This window comes from Vibrio sp. HENC-03, assembly GCF_000305755.2.
GTDB lineage: Bacteria > Pseudomonadota > Gammaproteobacteria > Enterobacterales > Vibrionaceae > Vibrio > Vibrio owensii.
The window spans coordinates 46866-66599 of sequence record NZ_JH976124.1 but is presented as its reverse complement, the minus strand read 5'-3'; the positions used below and the strand labels follow the sequence as shown (position 1 = coordinate 66599).

Annotated in this window: 20 protein-coding genes; 10 read left to right on the top strand and 10 right to left on the bottom strand. The window is 46.3% G+C overall.

Translation table 11 applies throughout. From position 1 onward, the window contains the following. Positions 1–7 precede the first annotated feature (7 nt). Positions 8–370 carry a RidA family protein gene (locus VCHENC03_RS12055; RefSeq protein ID WP_005534602.1) on the top strand — a complete coding sequence of 121 codons (363 nt, stop codon included), beginning with the start codon at positions 8–10 and terminating at the stop codon, positions 368–370. A 117-nt stretch (positions 371–487) separates the two neighbouring features. Here VCHENC03_RS12055 and VCHENC03_RS12060 read toward each other — a convergent pair whose 3' ends face one another. Next, positions 488–1279: a PhzF family phenazine biosynthesis protein gene (locus tag VCHENC03_RS12060; protein WP_009706201.1), complete on the bottom strand. Its 792-nt coding sequence runs from the start codon at positions 1277–1279 to the stop codon at positions 488–490. Between the two features lie 189 nt (positions 1280–1468). On the opposite strand from VCHENC03_RS12060, the gene VCHENC03_RS12065 reads away from it, so the two are divergent. Next, positions 1469–2002 carry a YbhB/YbcL family Raf kinase inhibitor-like protein gene (locus VCHENC03_RS12065; RefSeq protein WP_009706200.1) on the top strand — a complete coding sequence of 178 codons (534 nt, stop codon included), beginning with the start codon at positions 1469–1471 and terminating at the stop codon, positions 2000–2002. A 37-nt stretch (positions 2003–2039) separates the two neighbouring features. After that, a complete protein-coding gene (locus VCHENC03_RS12070; RefSeq protein ID WP_009706199.1) occupies positions 2040–2822 on the top strand; it encodes a helix-turn-helix transcriptional regulator in 783 nt (260 codons plus the stop codon). A 35-nt stretch (positions 2823–2857) separates the two neighbouring features. On the opposite strand, the gene VCHENC03_RS12075 is transcribed toward VCHENC03_RS12070, so the two are convergent. The 3 genes from VCHENC03_RS12075 to VCHENC03_RS12085 form a co-directional block, all read right to left on the bottom strand. Further along, positions 2858–3076 carry a hypothetical protein gene (locus VCHENC03_RS12075; protein WP_005435487.1) on the bottom strand — a complete coding sequence of 73 codons (219 nt, stop codon included), beginning with the start codon at positions 3074–3076 and terminating at the stop codon, positions 2858–2860. A gap of 153 nt (positions 3077–3229) precedes the next feature. Then, positions 3230–4285, bottom strand: coding sequence for an ACR3 family arsenite efflux transporter (gene arsB, locus VCHENC03_RS12080; RefSeq protein WP_005435488.1), 1056 nt, complete (start codon positions 4283–4285; stop codon positions 3230–3232). Between the two features lie 85 nt (positions 4286–4370). After that, complete coding sequence (locus VCHENC03_RS12085) at positions 4371–4712, bottom strand: ArsR/SmtB family transcription factor (protein ID WP_009706198.1); 342 nt, start codon at positions 4710–4712, stop codon at positions 4371–4373. A gap of 270 nt (positions 4713–4982) precedes the next feature. Between VCHENC03_RS12085 and VCHENC03_RS12090 the strand changes: the two genes are divergently transcribed. Together VCHENC03_RS12090 and VCHENC03_RS12095 are read left to right on the top strand one after the other, a co-directional pair. Continuing rightward, positions 4983–5567, top strand: a complete 585-nt coding sequence (locus VCHENC03_RS12090; protein WP_005375454.1) for an NAD(P)H-dependent oxidoreductase — start codon at positions 4983–4985, stop codon at positions 5565–5567. A gap of 167 nt (positions 5568–5734) precedes the next feature. Continuing rightward, positions 5735–6103 carry a winged helix-turn-helix transcriptional regulator gene (locus VCHENC03_RS12095; protein WP_005435493.1) on the top strand — a complete coding sequence of 123 codons (369 nt, stop codon included), beginning with the start codon at positions 5735–5737 and terminating at the stop codon, positions 6101–6103. A gap of 114 nt (positions 6104–6217) precedes the next feature. Here VCHENC03_RS12095 and VCHENC03_RS12100 read toward each other — a convergent pair whose 3' ends face one another. After that, positions 6218–6757, bottom strand: coding sequence for a redoxin domain-containing protein (locus tag VCHENC03_RS12100; protein ID WP_009706197.1), 540 nt, complete (start codon positions 6755–6757; stop codon positions 6218–6220). Between the two features lie 236 nt (positions 6758–6993). After that, complete coding sequence (locus VCHENC03_RS28115) at positions 6994–7125, bottom strand: hypothetical protein (protein WP_009706196.1); 132 nt, start codon at positions 7123–7125, stop codon at positions 6994–6996. A gap of 227 nt (positions 7126–7352) precedes the next feature. Between VCHENC03_RS28115 and VCHENC03_RS12105 the strand changes: the two genes are divergently transcribed. After that, the gene (locus VCHENC03_RS12105; protein ID WP_009706195.1) at positions 7353–9125 is read left to right on the top strand and encodes an SgrR family transcriptional regulator; all 1773 of its coding nucleotides are present in this window, start codon (positions 7353–7355) and stop codon (positions 9123–9125) included. A gap of 9 nt (positions 9126–9134) precedes the next feature. Here VCHENC03_RS12105 and VCHENC03_RS12110 read toward each other — a convergent pair whose 3' ends face one another. Beyond that, a complete protein-coding gene (locus VCHENC03_RS12110; RefSeq protein ID WP_009706194.1) occupies positions 9135–10010 on the bottom strand; it encodes a LysR family transcriptional regulator in 876 nt (291 codons plus the stop codon). 128 nt (positions 10011–10138) lie between these two features. On the opposite strand from VCHENC03_RS12110, the gene VCHENC03_RS12115 reads away from it, so the two are divergent. Both VCHENC03_RS12115 and VCHENC03_RS12120 read left to right on the top strand, forming a co-directional pair. Further along, positions 10139–11107 (top strand): aldo/keto reductase, encoded by a 969-nt coding sequence (locus VCHENC03_RS12115; protein WP_009706193.1) that lies wholly within the window; start codon positions 10139–10141, stop codon positions 11105–11107. A 9-nt stretch (positions 11108–11116) separates the two neighbouring features. Then, positions 11117–11503, top strand: coding sequence for a GlcG/HbpS family heme-binding protein (locus VCHENC03_RS12120; RefSeq protein ID WP_009706192.1), 387 nt, complete (start codon positions 11117–11119; stop codon positions 11501–11503). 237 nt (positions 11504–11740) lie between these two features. Here the strand turns inward: VCHENC03_RS12120 and manA are convergent, their stop codons facing one another. From manA to mngA, 3 genes are all read right to left on the bottom strand, one after another. Next, a complete protein-coding gene (gene manA / locus VCHENC03_RS12125; RefSeq protein WP_009706191.1) occupies positions 11741–12934 on the bottom strand; it encodes a mannose-6-phosphate isomerase, class I in 1194 nt (397 codons plus the stop codon). Positions 12935–13049: 115 nt separating this feature from the next. Then, positions 13050–15689 carry a mannosylglycerate hydrolase gene (gene mngB / locus VCHENC03_RS12130; protein ID WP_032802773.1) on the bottom strand — a complete coding sequence of 880 codons (2640 nt, stop codon included), beginning with the start codon at positions 15687–15689 and terminating at the stop codon, positions 13050–13052. A 156-nt stretch (positions 15690–15845) separates the two neighbouring features. Further along, complete coding sequence (gene mngA, locus VCHENC03_RS12135; protein WP_009706189.1) at positions 15846–17780, bottom strand: PTS 2-O-a-mannosyl-D-glycerate transporter subunit IIABC; 1935 nt, start codon at positions 17778–17780, stop codon at positions 15846–15848. Positions 17781–18093: 313 nt separating this feature from the next. Between mngA and VCHENC03_RS12140 the strand changes: the two genes are divergently transcribed. Next, positions 18094–18813 (top strand): GntR family transcriptional regulator, encoded by a 720-nt coding sequence (locus VCHENC03_RS12140; RefSeq protein WP_020194774.1) that lies wholly within the window; start codon positions 18094–18096, stop codon positions 18811–18813. A gap of 475 nt (positions 18814–19288) precedes the next feature. After that, a complete protein-coding gene (locus VCHENC03_RS12145; protein ID WP_005425097.1) occupies positions 19289–19732 on the top strand; it encodes a PTS sugar transporter subunit IIA in 444 nt (147 codons plus the stop codon). The last annotated feature ends 2 nt before the right edge of the window (positions 19733–19734 follow it).

Below are 19734 nucleotides of genomic sequence, written 5' to 3'. Positions count from 1 at the left end.
AAATAACATGACAATTCATCGTATTAATCCATGCAAACGTTGGTCTGATGTAACGGTGTTCAACGGTATTGCCAACTTTGTTGAGGTGGCAGAAGCTGACACTACTGCGGATATGAAAGGGCAAGTACAACAGATTTTCGACCAAGCCGAGCAAATGCTAGCCAGTGTTGATAGCGACAAGTCGCGCATCTTATCTGTGACGATTTACGTGACGGATTTTGCTAACTTCGATGCCCTTAACGAAGTATGGGATGCGTGGTTCCCTGAGGGCTGTGCACCAAGCCGTGCATGCGTCAAAGTTGAATTGGCAAATCCTGAACTGTTGGTAGAAATGGCGTTCGTTGCTGCTGCGGGTGAGAAGTTCCAGTAGTTCGACATCACTCTACTCAAACCATCAAGTCCAGCGTTATCCTCAAGCCCAGCGTTATATAGCTCAATAACGCTGGGCTTTGTTCCATTGGGCTAATGCTAAAGACAAGCTAAAGGTCTACACAAAAATCTTTCCTTTCATGTAGAGCACGCCGTCGCCAGATACTCTTACTTGTTCGCCAATAACTTCACAGTGCAAAATGCCTCCGCGTTGAGAAGTTTGGTAAGCGACCAGTGATGTTTTGCCTAATTCTTCTGCCCAGAACGGTGCTAATCCAGCGTGAATCGAGCCGGTTACGGGGTCTTCATCGCCACCATTTGCAGGCCAAAAGTAACGCGATACAAAGTCTTGTTGATCGCCTTTCGCAGTAACGACCACATCATGAGGGGCGAGTGTCTTGAGGTGCTCAGAACGGTATTGAACCTCAAGTACCTCCTGCTGGCTGTCGACCACCACAAAGTAAGCTTGGGGGCTAAGCAGTACGCGTTCCACATCGCAACTTAAGCCTTCAATTAATGCCGAGGGAATATCAGAAACGGCTTTTGGAGGACGAGCAGGGAACGTCATTTCAATCTTACCTTGCGCATTCTTTTCTACGGTGAGCGTTCCTACTTCTTGAGTATGGAACTCAATCGTGCCACTCATGCCAAGCTCATCAAACAGAACTAACGACGAGGCCAGTGTGGCGTGTCCGCAAAAGTCGATTTCAGTTATAGGAGAGAACCAACGAATCTCATATCGGTTTGCGCCAATGGATTTTAGAAAAGCCGTTTCCGACAAGTTGTTTTCTGCCGCGATGTTTTGCATCAACTCTGGAGCAAGCCATTCCTCTAACGGTACCACTGCTGCAGAGTTGCCTTTGAATTGCGTATCGGTGAAGGCGTCCACCACGTAGATATCCAGTTCCATTTACGCTTCCTTGTTTGCTTTTGGGCTAATCAGCATAAACCAAATAAGTCGTCGATAAGCACGAATTTAAAAATATTACGAAAAGTATCACTGATTGGCTTAAAATGAATGTTGTTGATACTTAATGATTGGTTGCTGTTTCTTTTGGGACATACACTTATTCCGAACTTAAGAAATAGGAGCATCATCATGAAAGCAATCACTACATCGGTTTTGGCATTAAGCTTATTGGCAGTGGGTTCAGCACAAGCATTTGAGTTAACCAGTAAAGACATCCAAGAAGGTCATCCTATGGCGAAGACCTTCGAATACAACAGCTGGGGCTGTAATGGCGGCAACCAATCTCCACAATTGATGTGGAAGGATGCGCCAGCAGGAACTAAGAGCTTTGCCATTACTGCGTACGATCCGGACGCACCTACTGGCAGTGGTTTCTGGCACTGGGTTGCGTTTAACATTCCAGATTCAGTAAGCGAACTGCCTCGCGCAGTGAACATTGAAAAATTGGGCGGTAAAGAGTCGCGTATTGACTACGGAACAGTTGGTTTTGGTGGCGTTTGCCCACCAGAAGCAGACGGCATGCACCGCTACCAATTTACGGTTTGGGCATTGCCAACAGAGAAACTAAACCTAGATGAAAACACGCCGGCTGCTGTGGTTGGTTTTACGCTTAACAGCATGGCACTAGACAAAGCTAAACTTACGGCGACGTACACACGTTAAACCGTAATGGGTAGATGATAGAAAACGAGGGGAATAGATGAGCCATCAATATCGAGTCACGTTGTTTCGTGCCGAGCAGTTACAGAAACTGCGTAATGTGAAGATCCATTCCCCAAGTATCATTCAGATCATCACAGGTAGTAAGCGTCTTTTCTGGAAAGAATCGGCGCTGGATCTTTCCCATTCTGAGTTGCTGCTTTGTGAGGCTTCCGCATCATTGAGTTTTGAGAACTTACCGCAAAAAGGTAAGTTTCTCTCTAGAATGTTTAGCTTTCATTGCTTGCCGTCAGAAGCAATGCTTGAACTTAGCGCGAGCATTGACAAGGCTGAAGAAAAGCCGACATTAGAAGCCGATAAAGCCTTGGAAGACACGCTCAATGCTTTGTTTTCGTTTGACCAACAAACCATGAGCAAAGAGACCCAAACCTTCTGGGTAATGGGGGTGTATCAACAACTTGCTGAGCGTGGCGTGTTGCATCACTTGTTTGCGAGTGCGAACACAACATTCAGCCAGAAGCTGAGCCGTTATTTGTCGCATTCTCCGGGAGAGGAACACCCACTAGAACTGGTAGCTGAACGTTTTGCCATGAGCCGCGCGACCATGATTCGCAAGCTCAAGCAAGAGGGTACTCAGTATCGGGAAGTGCTGGCGGAAGTGCGCTTAAATCATGCCTTGTATTTGATGCAGAACGGCCACTACAACGTCGCGCTGTTGGCTCAGTCTTGCGGCTATCAATCCGAGGGGCGTTTTAGTCAACGCTTTAAAGGCAAATTCGGATTGACTCCGAGTGACTACATCAAAACGGTTGTGGTCAGTTAGCGCTAGCGAAAAATTGCTTGTGCGCGTTTAATCGTTTACGCGCGCTTAACTGAGTGCAACGCAGTGGGGGCTTTCGAATCTGCAATCGCCAAATCAGACAAAAGCTGTTGCAGTAATTCTGCAGCGTGGACGTTCGCTTTTACTTTATCAACGTCACTCCAACTCGTACTGTTTTCTTCTTCAAGGTATTTAATTGTCTGTTGTGAAAGCTTGAGAACAGCATGCCACTTCAGTTTTTTATATTCTAAATTCATACTCAAACTCCTATGTGAATGATTAATTTAAAACATTGTTCAAAACTTTGAGTTAGCAAATAGGAATTTGTTAATAAGCCTATGCCTAGAGCGGATATAAAAAAGCGCCCATCGCTTTAACGACGGGCGCTTTCAAGTCACTATAACCTTTGGTTATTTGTAGTATTTCTTCTTCATTTTGAGTGCTACGTTCACCAAAGCAATCAATACAGGCACTTCGATCAGTGGACCAATGACACCAGCAAAAGCTTGGTCTGAGTTTAGGCCAAACACCGCGATAGAAACCGCAATCGCCAATTCAAAGTTGTTGCCCGTTGCCGTGAAAGCAATCGATGCGTTTTTGTCGTAGTCGATGCCCATTTTCTTACCAACGAAGAAGCTGACAAAGAACATCAACACGAAGTAGATAGCCAGTGGAATTGCTACACGGAATACATCCATTGGCAGTTCAAGAATCATTTCACCTTTCAAGCTGAACATCAGTACGATGGTCGCAAGCAGGGCGATAAGCGTAATTGGTGAAATGCGTGGTATGAACACGTCGTTGTACCATTGTTCACCTTTCGCAGCGACCAGCCATTTACGGCTTAGGAAGCCCGCTAGGAATGGGATACCAAGGTAAATCAGAACGCTTTCCGCGATGTCCATCATCGAGATATCAACCACGAAACCTTCGTAACCAAAGACTGGTGGCAACACAGTGATGAACAACCATGCCATCACACTGTAAGTCACGATTTGGAAAGCGCTGTTTAGTGCAACTAGGGCTGCGCCGTATTCTTTGTTACCGCCACCGATATCGTTCCAGACAAGCACCATCGCAATACAACGAGCAAGACCGATCAGAATGATACCAACCATGTAACCCGGATGATCACCTAGGAAAGTCAATGCAAGGATGAACATCAAAATAGGGCCGACAATCCAGTTCATGACCAAAGACAGCGTGATTGCTTTTTTGTCTTTCGTCACTGTACCTAGCAGGTTGTAGTTCACCTTTGCGAGTGGCGGGTACATCATCAAAATCAAACCAATCGCTAGCGGTACGTTTGTGCTACCAACTGACATTGACTCGTTCCACTCAGCAACTTGAGGGAATGCTGCGCCAATACCTACACCGATTGCCATTGCAACAAAAATCCACACCGTTAGGTAACGGTCCAAGAAGCTCATTTTGTCGCTGGCACTATTTAAAACTTGAGTAGTCATAGTGTTCTCTTATTCGTTTATCGTCGAAAGACGATAGTTAAAGGTATAGTTTATCTCTGCACGCCTGACCAGCGTGCAAAGGGAATTAATCAAATAACTTGGAAAATCCTAGATTGAACTGATCAAACGCGTCGCGTTGAATGCGGTAACACACCTTAGGTGGGTTTGGCTCGGCGCTGATAAAGCCAGCTTGCTTTAGAATACGTAAGTGCTCGGAAACAGTAGATTGCGCAAGACCCAGTTCAGAAACCAAATCACTGTTCAAACAACCGCCCATGGTATCGAGCGTGTGCAGGATATGCAGAATGCGCAAACGTGCTGGATGTGACAAAGCTTTTGCTTGTGCTGCTAGAGTTTGCTCTTTCTCGAGCTGTTGTTGTGTTGTCTGAAAAACAACTTCGCACGTGTCGTTGCACTTATCACTCATTCGCTGGCCTTAATAGTTAATCGTCGAATTGCGATAAAGTGTACGCCTGCTCTGTGGAAGATGCAACAAATCGATGAAAAAATTAATCGGGAAATAACGATGAATAAAAAATTGAAAAAATATCTCTTTTAAAAACAGTGATATAATCAAAAATTAAGTAGGTTACTAAAAGTTAACTAATTGCACTATATTTCTAGGTTACCATAATAAACCACATCCGACGCACAATGGTTATTGCGTCATCTTGTGAACTTATTTAAAGGTAATCCCATGAGCAACGTACTGATCATCAACGCACACGAACCATCACCATACTCAGAAGGTCGTCTAAACGCTTCTCTTGTCGACAAAGCACAGACGCTTCTGCAAGCAAAAGGCCATGAGGTTCGCGTTGTGACAATGCAAGATGAGATCAACGTAGATGAGCAACTCGCACACTTTGAATGGGCTGATCGCGTGATCATCCAAAGCCCAATCAACTGGATGTCTGTGCCTTGGTCATTCAAAAAATACATGGACGACGTGTTTACTGCGGGTATGGGCGGCGCACTGTGTGCATTCGATGGCCGTAGCGCAGAAGAACCAAAGAAAAACTATGGTACAGGCGGCACTCAAACCAACAGCAAATACATGCTGTCACTGACATTCAACGCGCCAGAAGAATCGTTTGATGATGAGAACGAATATCTATTCCAAGGTAAAGGCGTGGACGATTTGATGTTCCACATGCACGCTAATTTCCGCTTCTTTGGTATGTCAGCACTGCCTACATTCGCGTGTTACGACGTGATGAAGAACGCAGATATCGAAAACGATTTTGTTCGTTTCGAAGCGCACATTAACGAAAACTTCTAATCCTTTTAGAAACATAGTGCGAACTGAATGATGAATTGAGATGGACTGCTGCATGCGGTCCATTTTTATTTGTTTGCGGCGAGGTGACGTTTTTATTACTCTAAAGCACTAAATGTATCTAGCTTACTTTTCGTTACCTAGATTAGGTGCGTATCTTGAGGTGTATTGTGGAAAGCAGAATCAGTGTAGATAGCAAAGGTCGTAAGTCAGTGGCGAACGTATGTGCGGAGCCATGTGCTATCGAGAAAGGGATGCGTCTAATTGGTGGTAAATGGAAAGGCTCTTTGATTTTTCATTTGAAAGATGGCCCAGTTCGTTTCAATGACCTAGCACGCATGCTAGGCGGCGCAAGCAAAAAGATGATCGACCAGCGCCTCAAAGAGCTAGAAGCGGAAGGTATGGTGGTACGCAAAGTGATCAGCGATCGCCCAATTGCAGTAAGCTATGAGCTAACAGAGTTCGGCCGTACCGCACTTAAGATTCTTGATGATTTGCGAATTTGGTCTGAGACTCACCAGATTGAGTTGCGTAAATAACGCGGTCTCTTGTATCTCATCATCGCTTAACGGTTTGAGCGAATAAAAATGCCAGCATATCGCTGGCATTTTTTATGTTTGATTGTTGTCTGGGACTGATTGAGCGTAATCCGCTTAGTAGTCCAACGTACCACGGATAGGGTAGTTGTTGTCTGGATTACGAATCCAAGCCAAACCACGTGACAGCGCGCCAAGCTCAGGGCGAACAAACGGGTTGTTTGAAATATCCACCACGTGCAAGTTGCCGTGTTCATTCACTACAAACAGACCTGGTTCTGCGAAGTTATGGTCAGTTTCTTGCTCTGAACGAGGCAGTGAAATGTACAGACCTAATGTTTTCATTTGTTCTTCGGTTAGGCCGTAAGCAATCGGGAAGCTGATTTCGAGTTTCTCTAGATGTCCCTCAAGCTGCTCTTTTGAATCGCCTGAAACCGCAAGAATATCAACGCCTGCTTCTGCAAAAGCTTGTTTGTAGCCCTCTAACTCATTGAGGTATTTGGTACAAAGAGGACAGTGTTTACCACGATAAACGAATACGGCTTGCCAAGTCGCATCACCTTGCGGCTGACCTAACGTCACGCTTGAACCATCTAGCAAGGTTGCTTGAAGAGAAGGGAAGCTGTTGCCCGCTTTAAGTTTCACTGAAGTTGCCATAATGACTCCCGAATTGGTGGTATATATCCATGGATGCCCCTTCTCAATAAAAAGCGATTGTGTAGGGGGTGAGACTTCAATGTAGACCCAGTTTTACGGCATTTCAACTAGTTAACTTTTGGTAACCTAGATAATGAATGGCAAGAAAAAGAAACAGTTAGAAGAGGAAAGCAGAACTTAAAGATACAACGAATTGGGGGGGTAGTATCAGGAGCTAAGTTCTGCTTAAGGTTCGTTTACCAGTTGAAGAAATCGTTCATTGTTACCAGAGCCATTACTTCAAGCTTGTTGTCCGAATGCGCAACGCGCTCTCGGAAATAGGTTGCCATTGTAGGCATGTCTTTTGCTGATCGAATTTGGAATCGCATAGTGTTTCCTCCTTGTTGCTGACAGGGTCAGTATGCGAAGAAAAGAGGAGCTGAAAAAGAGAGTAGATTTCTGTGGTTTATTCCTAGTTAGCCCCAGAAGGTGCGCTAACTCACCGATTTTTGCGTTAGTGAGGGTAAAAAGGGGAACAAAGTGTTTGGAAGTTTTCTTATTTTCTCTCGAATAAGTTGAGTAAAATAAACCTATATCCACTTTTTGAGGGCGCGCGGTGTCTGATCTCAACTTGTTCCGCTACTACCAACGACTCACACCATTTGGCGTGGGAAGTGAAGCCAAAACCACATTGCAGGAAGTCGCTGACTTGCTGTTCACTTCTCCTCGCCATGCACGCAGCTTACTGTCGCAAATGCAGGAGCAAGCGTGGTTGAGTTGGCTGCCAAAAGCGGGACGTAATCAGCGTTCAACGTTATTACTGAACATCGAGTTGAGTGCCTTAAAAGAAAGCCTCGCACTGGAGCGGATCAAGCTGGGTAAATACGAAAAAGCGTTGGCGATTCTCGATGAAGATGAAGCTGCGTTTGGACGTTTGCTCAAAACGACTTCAGGGGCTTCTGTTCAAGAAGGTCGACTCAACATTCAGCTCACCTACAAACGTATGTTTGAGCGTATTGTTCCTCATCAACTGCATCGCAGCAGTGAGCGCTTCTTCTTGCGTCAAATCTACTGTTGTTTGGTATCGAGTGACTACAACGGTGTGGTGAAGCCAGAGCTTGCTCATCATTGGCGGTATGACGAGAAAAGTTATGAATGGACCTTTTATCTGCGGCCAGGCTTAACTTTTCACAATGGCGCACCGATTGATGCCGATACCGTTGTTAGCCTGTTTGCCAAACTCAGTTCTCTTGAGTTGTATGAGAAAGAGCTAGCTCATGTCGATAACATTACCGCGCCAAACCCACTCAAGGTTGTGTTTACCCTCAGCAAGCCAGATTTGGGTTTTGCTGGGCTTATTTCTGGCGTGAAGTACGGTATTCAACCTGTTAGCCAAGTAAACGTTGCCAATAACAATTTGGTCGTTGGCAGTGGTCCTTTCTCTGTGATTGAACACAGTGCTCATCGATTAAAACTGCAAGCTTTTGATGGCTATTACGCCTGTCGAGTACTGACCGACATGGTAACAATCTGGATCGTCAATGATGAGAAAATGGAGAACCCATCTCTAGCTGCAAACACTCCACCTAAGCAGGTAGAAAAAGCAGACGATGAGCTTGCCGACAGCATGTGCGGGCATTACATGTCGACACAAGATGCCGAGGCGGCCCCGGCGAGTCAGCACAGTCGCACCGAGGACGGCTGCTTGTTTGCCTTGTTTAATCAACATGCCAAGTATCCTCTGTCTCAAGCGCAGCGCCGTTATATCGCCGAGCTGATTCAACCGGAACGGCTTGCCGATGTGATGCGCAAAGAAAAGATCGTGTTTGGCAGCGTACCTGCTTACAACATGCTGCCAACGTGGAAGCCCGTACTAAGACCGTTTGGTGAAGAAAGCAAACTGCCTAAACATATCACCATCGCAGGATACAACTACACGGCATTGAGACGATGTGCGCGTGCAATTGCTAACCTACTTGAAGGGACAGGAAGCAAAGTCGGCATTGTCATGTATTCCTACCGAGAGCTAAGCGAAAAAGCCAAAAACGGCACGCTAGATGAAACCTTGGTGGTGACGAACATTAACTTGGATGACAACCGCCATGCATCGGCGTTTACCAACTTCTTTAGCAATACCGTGTTGCACCACACCTTGGGTGAAGAGAATGCGACTTGGTTGGATGAGCAATTAGAGAAAGTGCGCGCGTATACTTCGCTAGAAGGCTATCTCAAAGCGCTTGAACCTATTGCTTCCACACTCGTCAGCGAGTATTGGATTGCACCTATGTTCCACCATACACAAACTTTGCGCTTCCAAGGTGTATTGGAAGACGTTGCTTTAACCAACTGGGGTTGGCCAGATATCCGCTCGGTGTGGTCAGCGGATTAACTACCTCAGTTATTGAGCAAAGTACTGCTTCACGAATTCAATGAAGGCTTTGGTTTTCGCCGATTGATAGATAAGTTGCGGATACACCAAGTAAACCGCGTTGTGCTGGTGGTCAGTTTCTTCCGACAGAACCTGCACTAGACGGCCGTGTTCAACATCTTGCTCGACAAAGTAACTTGCTAATCGAGCGATGCCATTGCCAGACAGAGCTGATTCTTTGAGTAAGCGGTTTTCATTGCTAGAAAGCCAACCTTGGGTTTGAACCGTTCCCGTTCTTAAAGGCCATTCTTTTTGATGCAATGTGGTTAAGCATTGATGCTGTTTTAAATCCGCTAACGTCTCCGGCGTGCCTTTTTCTCGCAGATACTCAGGAGAAGTAACCAGCCAGTGGTAGTAGTCCAAAAGGTGATGCGCGATCATATTCTCGGGCGGGGTTCTTGTCGCTCGAAACGCAAAGTCGACGCTGGTTTCCGTCAGATTAAACGCTTGATAGCTGGAAAGGATCTCGAACTCTACGTTTGGATGTAGAGCGCGAAACGCCACACACAAATCATGCAGTACCGCTTCAGCAAACATCTTGGGAGCGGTAAGCCGAATCAGGCCGTCTATTTGCTCAGATTGCTGACTTAAACTCTTTTCCATTTCCATTACGCGTCGTTTGAGATCTTCCGCTTGCGCAAAGATCGATTCACCTTCTGCCGTCAATCTCACGCTGCGTGTAGTTCGAACAATCAAAGGCGTAGCGAGTTCCGATTCTAATCGCTTGATTTGTTCTGACAGGTAACTTTTAGAAATGCCAAGTTGCTCCGCTGCCCTAGAAAAGTTGAGTGTTTGAGCCACTTCGGCAAACAGCATCAGTTTTTCAATTCTTTTGTAATCTGTCATCTCGATTGTTCGCTAACGAGGATAATGAATTCGATTTTACGGTATTAAACTAATTTTTACGAACGGTAAGATGGTTCGAGTTAATTTCAGAAATTGAAAATGCAGAAATCGGAAAAGTGAGAACAACGATGAACAATCCAACACTACCGCTCGCCAAAACCTTACCTAACGTTAGTCGCTTGGTCTTCGGCTGCATGGGGCTTGGAGGGGAGTGGAATCGCAACCCATTAACCGCCCAAGATGAAAACCAAGCTTATGCCGCTGTAGAGGCAGCATTAGAGGTAGGCATTAATCTCTTTGATCATGCGGATATCTACAAATTCGGTAAGGCAGAAGAAGTATTTGGGCGCATCTTAGCCAATGACTCAACGTTACGAGAACGAATTTATCTGCAATCCAAGTGCGGCATCCGTCTAGGAGATGAGCAAGGTGTTAAGCAGTATGACTTCTCTGCTAAATGGGTGACGGCTTCTGTTGAGGGCATTCTTGAGCGCCTTGGCGTGGAGAATCTTGATGTTTTGATGCTGCATCGTCCTGATCCTTTGGTTGAATTTGAAGAACTAGGCACAGCGCTACAAGCCCTGAAACAAGCTGGCAAAGTTAACCACTTTGGTGTCTCTAACATGAACAGTGCTCAAATTGATCTTCTCCAACAAGCAACGGGCGAAGTTATTGTGGCGAACCAGTTGGAAATGAGCCTGGCTAAGTCTGACTTCATCAAGCAAGGCATGGGGCTTCCTTCGTCTGCATCTGATTACGTTGCAGGAACACTGGAACATGCCCGTAAGCACAATATCCAACTGCAAGCGTGGGGCAGTATGGCGCAGGGCAGATTCTCAGAGCGTGGCTTACATTCTGATGATCACAATATTAGACAGACGGCGGAGATGGTGATGGCGCTAGCAGCTGAATATGGCGTGTCGTCTGAGGCGATTGTTTTAGCCTTCCTGACGCGTCACCCAAACCAAATACAGCCTGTTATTGGTACCGCAAACCCCCAGCGTATTCGCGCTTGTGCTCAAGTAGAGAACGTCACGCTATCACGCAGTCATTGGTATGGATTGTTCGAGAAAACCCTTGGCCATGAGATTCCTTAGGAGAGAAAAATGAAATACGTACAAGTTCAAACTCTGATTCAAACGGCATTGGAAATTGCTGCTGCTCGTAAGCAAAACATTGCGGTTGCCGTGGTTGATACGCATGGCGAATTGCTCGGTTTTGCCCGAATGGATGATGTGAGCGTGCAAGCAGGTTTGTTGGCACAAAACAAAGCCTACACCTCGGCTAGAGACCGTCAGCCTAGTGGCAATCTGGGCGCTTGGGCTCGTGAGACGGGTAAGCAGTTGAGTTATTGGACTGACCCAAAGATCACAGGCTTTATGGGCGGTGTACCTGTAGAACAAGAGGGGAAAGTTGTCGGTGCAATTGGCATCAGTGGTTTAGCAGAGCAAGACGATGAAGCGCTTGCGATGGAAGTGCTAAAAGCGCTGTAAACAAAAAATCCCACCAATGCTCTTCGCTAGACATTGGTGGGGATGGTCAAAATGATGGAGTTGACCACGAATATCAACGGTAAATGCCTGCTCGCCTTCGAAAAGCGTCATCGAAGTGGAGCGTGACAAGGTGGTTATTGCTGACCACTGACAAAATCAGCGCAAACCTAGGTTAGGAGCGTGCTTACTGGATAACAGAAAGCCGCTATCCAATAAGCTGTCAGTTCATTTTGCCAATCAGTTAAAGGCGCGAGCTAAGGTGCCGTGACCCTGGCAAACGTACTTTACTGAGTTGCTGCAGACGAATACCGATTCACCCGCTTTCAAAGTGATGTGATCGTCTTGGCTAGAAACCGAGATTTCCCCTTCGATACAAAACAAAATCTCTGCGCTACGCACGAATTGAGTCGTTGCTGTGCCTTCAACTGCCATCACTTCAAAACCGAAATCATCCACCGGAATTGGGTAACTAAGCTTGCCTTGCTTATGTACTGGCGCGAGCTTGATCTGCTCTGGGTCAATCGCGTTGAAGATGGTGTTGTCGATAAGCTCAGGAACGTCGATGTACTTAGGTGTTAAGCCAGCGCGCAGCACGTTGTCTGAGTTCGCCATGATCTCCAAACCTGTCCCTTGTACATATGCGTGCGGCGTTTCTGCATGGAGGAACATTGCTTCGCCCGGAGCGAGTTCAATCGTGTTCAACATCAATGGCGAAAACAGACCAATATCGTCCGCGTAATGCTGACGGAAGTCCTGAATATAGCCGTAAGCTTCTCGTGCCATAGCGGTTTTCGCAGGGCGCTCTAGGCTTGCGTAAAGCTCATTCAAAGCCTGTTGTTTGCGTTCGCCTTCTAACGACATAATTGCTGAGAAGAACACTTTAAGACCTTCACTGTTTGGTGTGGCTTTCAGTGCGTTGATTTCTGTCTCTAGAGTAGAGATGTTCGCTTGCTCAAACAGAGATAAGATCTGTTCAATTGGGCGGAAGCCGTTCATCGCTTTGTAAAATGTCAGCGCGTAAACCAGCTCCGGTTTATGGTTTGGATCTTTGTAGTTACGGTTTGCAGCATTGAGCGGGATACCTTGTTCGTTTTCACGAGCGAAGCCAATTTCCGCTTTGTGCTTACTAGGGTGTACTTGGATAGACAGCGGTGTTTCAGCGGCCAGTACTTTGAATAGGAATGGCAGTTCACCAAAACGTGCAGCGGTGTAATCACCCAGCGATTGCGTTTTGTTTTGGTTGATGACTTCTGACAGCAATTGCTTGGTGTCAGCAAGCTTTGAACAGCCGTTTGGATGAGCACCCATCCAGATTTCTGCTTGTGGTTCGTTCGCCGGATTGTCGATGCCGAATAAATCATGAATCGAGGTGTGGCTGCCCCAAGCGTAGTTTTGAATCACATTGTCCAGTTTGAATAGAGCGTGTTGCATGGCGATATTCTCTTGATTGGAACGAAAGAAGAGGAGAGGCTTGCTCCACGATGAGAGCAAGCCTGAGTCGGTTTGGACGGGTTATCTAGTTGATGACCTTATCCTGAGGACCGGATTAGAACTTCACTTGGAAAGATTTAACCTGACACGGTTTCAGCGTGCCGAACGATGCTGTGTCTACTTCGTTTGATAGCACTTTCTCGTCTAGCTGAGTTTCTTTCCATGACGTTACTTCTGAAGTAAACGCCACTGTGTCGTTAATCACTTCGCTCTCTGATGGGTTGTAGACGCGCAGGATGAGTGCATCTTCGTCTTCCGCCTTCTTCAGTACGCTCAGTACTGCGCCTTCTAGCGATTTGTTTAGCAAGCTGTGCGTTAGCGGTAGGTTTTGCTCGCCTACGTTCAGCTTCATCGCGTTGTAAGGGATTTTGTTGTAGCACTGGATTGGAGTCACGTTGTCACGCGCCGCTGCCATTACGTTTGCTTCGATGTGGTTGCCCGCGAAACCAAACAGTGCGAACTCACAAACGATCTTGCCGCGTACTTGTGAATCTGGCGTCGGGATCTTGATACCAGATGGACGACCTGGACGAAGCAACAACTCTTCTTTACCCAACACGCCGATACCACGCAGAAGGGTTAGAGCGAATGTGTCACGCTCTTCATTGCCTTGGCTTGAAATCACTTCAAACTCACGCAGACCGTTGCTCATTAGCGCCATACCACCTTGTGCGTTTTCAACCGCAGCAAAGTTCATTAGCTGGTAAACCGGCACTGGTGCTTCTTTCCAGCCGTCTGCTTCCCAGTTCGCCATTTCTGGATCGTTCGTTGGGCGAGTGATCAAACCGAACTGATTATCCGCTACCACGGTTTCAGACACAAACGGTGTTGGTACTAATACGCGAATGCGGTGATCGTCAGCTTGGTTATCCAACTCCATACGAACTTCAATACGGCGTGTACCTTGTTTTAGAACCACTTGGCAGTTCACGTCTAGGTAACCGTTTTGACCTGTGCGCTCTTCACGTTGTTGTAGGTTCTCTGGCAAGTTCATGCGCAGCTTGATGGTTGCCACAGATTGGAAACCTTCGTGCTTCACATTCACTTCTGCATCGAATTCGTCAGAGTACAGTAGCCACTCTTTACGCGAAGGTGAGTAGTCGTATTCGTCGCCATCGTCAGAGCCGTCTTCAATGCGCAGCGCTTGTTCGTAAAGGTGCTCTGTTTCTTTGTCGAAGATGTTCAGAGTGCCGTTTGCGTTGACGTTGATGCGGTAGAATTCGTTCTCCAGCAGGAACTCCTTTTGCTCAGCCACTTTTTGCGTGCCTTTCTCATTCGCTTGAATGTGTAGGGTAGTGAAACCCATCGCTGGCACAGTGTGCTTGATTTGAATGTCGTATTCGATGAACGGGTCGTAGTTACCGTAGTGAACGATTTGACGGTCAATCTTACCTGGGTCGATTACGCGTTGATCTTGGATGAAGTACTCAACTGGCGTGCCGTTTTCATCAAACAGGTTGAACTGTTCTGCACGGATAGTGATGGTGGTGTTTACCACTTCTTCACGAGCGTATGGCGATAGGTTAAATAGTGCTAGCTTGTCGCAACCTTCGCGTGCAGGCATGTGGTCAACAATCTTACGTTTGTAGAAGTTGATCAGGTTGGTCGCCATGTCGTCCGCAAGGATGTAACGGTTCAAGATCTCTGCGTGTACCTTGTCTGAACAGCAGCAGCCAATCGAGTCGTGAGCGTGGTTCTTCATGCTCTCTTTCCACATCTTCTCGATTAGACCGTGGTGGTATTCAAAACCTAGTGTCCATGCGATAGACGCTAATGGCTCAAGGATGTTTACGATCTTGTTTTCTACTTCTGCGTGGATCAGTTTGATGTCCATACGCGTTGAAGAAATAGTACGGTGAACACGCATGTATTTACCGTCGTTGAACTCGCCTTTAATGGTATCAAGCTGATCGCGCTCGGCTTCAATACGCTCGAACACTTCTTCAAAGCGGCTCATTTTGAATTCTTTGTCTGGGTAGATTTCACGTAGCTTATCCATCACCTCGAAGATGTCTTTTTGGATAGGCATTTGGTCGTGACCGTTTGGTAGTAAGATGTCTTTGGTTACCGACGGCTTTTCTAGCACTGGGAAGTATTTATCTAGACGTGCGCGCAGACCTTCTTCGTCTTGCGGTAGGTATTTACCAATCGCGTAGCCCAGTGGCAGTACTTGCGCAGAGACTTCACTGCCATCATTTGATTGCCACAAGAATTCGGTTTTATCTGTGCCGTGACGCTCTGAACAACCACGCCAGAACATCGCGCGATTGATGCCAAAACCATTGTAGATAGCTGGCAGCTGAGAGCTCATAGAGAATGAATCTGGTAGGTAACCAATCTTCATTGGCTCACCTAGCGCTAGACAGTCGCGCAATCCGTAAAGCATGTTACGTACGATAGATTCGCCAGATACTTGCATCGTATCCGTTTGAGAGTACCAAGGACCAACAATCAGTTTGCCTGCTTGGACTAACTCACGTACGCGCTCTTTGTTTTCTGGCTTGATTGCGAAGTAATCTTCCAGAACTGCGGTTTGACCGTCTAGAACGTAGTATTTGTAGTCTGGATCGTTTTCCAGACGAGTCATGATTTCTTCCATGTTGTTCACTAGCAGAATGCGAGACTCTTCTGTAGTGAAGTACCATTCACGATCCCAGTGCATGTGAGGAGTAATATGAACGCGAGATGTAGTCATAACTTTTACCGTCTTAGGCAATAAATGCCGTTAATTTGTTTTAAATTTGATTGTTTTCTATTCGTTTTTGCGGCACTTATGCTTGCCGACGAATATTTAGGGCGCAGAAATCCCACGCCCAAAGTTTGTGTTGAGCGAATCTATGAGTGATTCGAATTAATGTTGAGCGGCAGCCTCAGTGACAAATTTGCCCTTTTTTACTGCGTGTGCTCGCCACATGATGAGAGTGATGGTCGAGATAGTTGCACCAATAAGCGCAGCGCCAAACCAGATTGCCGCAGCAGTGAATGCGCCTAGACCTGCATCGTGTAGTAGGAAGATTGAGAAGATACCTGCACCTGGAGTCGATAGACCTACGCCAGCAGCACCCACCATTGCGCCTGTTACGACAGAGCCAAGTAGGAATGAGCCAATAACGCGGATTGGATCTTCGATAGCCATTGGAATCGCACCTTCAGTGATACCCGCAAGACCAAGCAACCAAGTTGATTTACCCGTCTCGATTTCAAAATCTTTGAACAGGCGAGGTGCAAGCATGGTTGACGCCGTTACCGTGAAAGCTGAGACCATTTTCACCGAACTGAAGATAGCGTATGGGCCGTAAACGCCGTTCGCCATTGCACCCAGACAGAATGCGTAAGCAGCTTTGTTGACTGGACCACCAAGGTCGAACGATACGAATAAACCAATTACTGCGCCCAGAAGTAGGGCGTTGGTGCCAGACATGCCGTTTAGCCAGTCCGTCAAACCTTGGTTTAGCCAAGCAACAGGTTTACCGATAACGAACAGCATCAATGAGCCTGCAACCAAAGTACCGATAACCGGGTATAGGTAGAAGGTTAGGAAGCCGTTGAATGCAGGGTTTAGACGTACGTTTTCTTTTACCCAACGCATCACGTAACCGGCAATCAAACCACCGACAACACCGCCAAGGAAGCCAGAGCCGATAAGGTTCGCTGCAATACCTGCGGCAAAGCCTGGACCAAGCGCTGGTTTATCTGCCAATGAGTAAGCGGTGTATGCCGCCAGTACAGGAACCATCAATGTACCCAGTAGACCACCACCTAGCTTGCGGTACATCCACAGCCAAGAGCCTTCTTCTGCATACAAATCTTGTAGGTTGAACATTTGTGCCAATAACACGGCAACAGCAAGTACGGTACCGCCAGCAACGATAAGAGGAACGGCGTAAGAGATACCTGATAGCAGTGCTTGTTTTAGTTCAGTTTTAAGTGGTAGTTTCTTCGGTTTGTCGTTGGTTGCAACTGCAGCACCAGCGCTTCGACCTGCTTTACCTGCTTCAACCGCTTCGTTAAGAATGCGCTCAGAGTGTTTGATTGGCTCAGCAACTGGCACTTCTACACGAGGAATACCGTCAAAACGCTCTAACTCTTTGATTGCTACTTCAGCCGCGAAAACGACCGCAGTTGCACTGTTGAGCTGTTCAGCAGTCAAACGATCTTCAATACCGTTTGCGCCTTGCTTTTCAACATGCACGTTATAACCCAGCTTCTTACCTGTCTTCTCTAGGTATTCTGCTGCCATGTAAGTGTGCGCAATACCCGCAGGGCAAGCCGTCACACAAACGATGGTTGGTGCATTTGTATCTAATTGGTCTTGTTTTTCTTCTTGCTCTGCCTGACCATCAAGCAAAGCGAAAATTTGTTCTACATTTGTAGCATTTAGCACTGCTTCACGAACATCGTCATCCACTAGCGTTGTGGTCAGTTCGGTCAACAAGTGCATGTGTGTTGAACCTGCTTCCGCATTTGGAATTGCGATTAGGAAGATCAGGTTTACGTCTTCGTCTTCATCCAGACCTTGCCACTTTAAGTCTTGTTTTAGTGTGGCTACGGCAAACGCCGCCTCTTTTACTGCATCTGTCTTACCGTGCGGTACTGCTAAGCCTTCGCCTAGCGCCGTCGGGCCTTGCTCTTCGCGAGCAAACACTGCTTGTAGGTATTCTTCCTTGTTATGCAGTTTGCCTTGCTGGTCTAGCTGGTCGGCAAGTGCACGAATCGCTGCGTCACGACTTTCGAACGTCGTTTGTAGGTTTATCAGCGATGGGTTTGTAAGAGAGGTTAATTTCATAACTTTTGTCCCATTGTCACATTCGACATTGTTGTGCATTCAACAATGATGTGAATAATACCTTTTAAATACAAATGATCCGTGATCAGGATCGCAGTTGAATTAAAATATGTATTATTGTTGTATTGTTTTGGCTTATTTTTGTATGCCGATATGCGAACAAGTGCTTGTCATGTTGACCTGAATTCGTATTATAGAGCCCATAAACCAAGTCTTTCTTGCAATGATAGTTCACTCCAGTGTGCTCGGTTCTTGAGTTGTCTCAAACAAGTTCACTTGAATGGTCATTTGTATTGTTTTTATAGAGGTAAACATGGCAAGACTGCCAATGTATCGCCAGATTGCGGATGCGATTCGCGAGAAGATCAGCGATGGCGAATACAAAGTAGGAACCGCTCTTCCTACCGAAGCTCAGTTACGCGAAGAATTTTCTTGTAGCCGAGTCACGGTTCGCCAAGCGTTAAAACTGCTGATTGAAAATGGTGAACTGGAAAGTGTGCAGGGTAGTGGTACCTATGTGAAAGAGAACAAGGTTAACTACGACATTTACCAGCAGACCAGTTTTGCAGAGAAGTGGGCGCACCTAAATGCAGTGACACACAGTGATGTGGTCGCGTTTGAGATCACCAAAGCATCGCTCACGATGGCAGATGCGCTGAACATCAATGAAGATGACAAAGTCTTTTACGTGAAACGCGTTCGTTACCTTGATGACAACCCAATCACGGTAGAAGAAACTTGGCTGCCGACAGACATGTTCCCTGATCTTACCTACCAAGTGATGCAAGGCTCTAAGTATCACTTTATTGAGAAAGAGAAGGGCATGGTGATTGATCGCAGTGAACAAGAAATCATCCCGGTATTGCCACCGCAAGACATTGCAGAGTTGCTAGATATTGACCCGGCCGAGCCGATCATCGAAAAGCGCACGCGTGGTTTCTTGCAAGGAGATGTGGTGTTTGAATACAGCCGCAACTACTTCAAATCGACTGATTACAAGTTTACGCTGGTGGCAAAACGTCACAAGTCGTAAGCGCGATATTACGCATTTCATTTTAAACCCGCCACTCGGCGGGTTTTTTGTGTCTTTTCTCTTCCGACCTTCTGTTCGCTCTATGCTGAAACTAAGCAACGTTTCGATTTCTTTTAGCAAACAAGTGTGATGATTATCCCTGTTTGAAACTCACTAGCGCCGAATTAGTGGAAAATGAAGTTTGAATTTAATCACGATAAATAGCGAGTCAAGAGTCGTAATGTGATCGAGATAAATTATTGCGAATTTCTAGAAATGTTTGGATAGGTGCGGAGGTTCAAATTATGCCTATTGACATGTTGCTGAAAGAAAATTTGTTGCTAACTTTCTTTGTCTATTTTTGAGCTACGTTCATTAAAACAAATTGACAGCCATTTAATTGTGATTTGTTGCACAAAAGAGGCGTGCTTGCGCGGTTCTACGACTCTTATTGATAATTAACCCATCGATACCGAACTGTTGATAGGGTTTAAAAATGCTGTATGAATTAATCGACCACGAACTAGTAGATGTTATTAATGACCGCGCTTACCAATGGCAAGACGCAGTTAAAAAGACAACGCAATACCTAGAAGACAAAGGTTACGTTTCTCAGCAATACGCGGATGCCATCATCCAATCGACCGAAGAAAATGGTCCTTACTATGTGTTGTGCCCTGGACTGGCGATGCCACATGCTCGCCCAGAAACCGGTGTCCTAAAAACGGGCTTGGGCATTCATATTTTCCCTTCACCAGTTGATTTTGGTTCGGACCTTGGCCCTGCCAACATTCTTATTACCCTAGCTGCAAAAGACTCTGATACCCACATTGAGGTGATTCAAGCGCTGAGCGAGATGTTTGTGGACGAAGAGAACATTGCAAAACTGGCACAAGCTTCATCTAAGGAACAAGTGCTAGACATAATAAAAGCATACTAAAA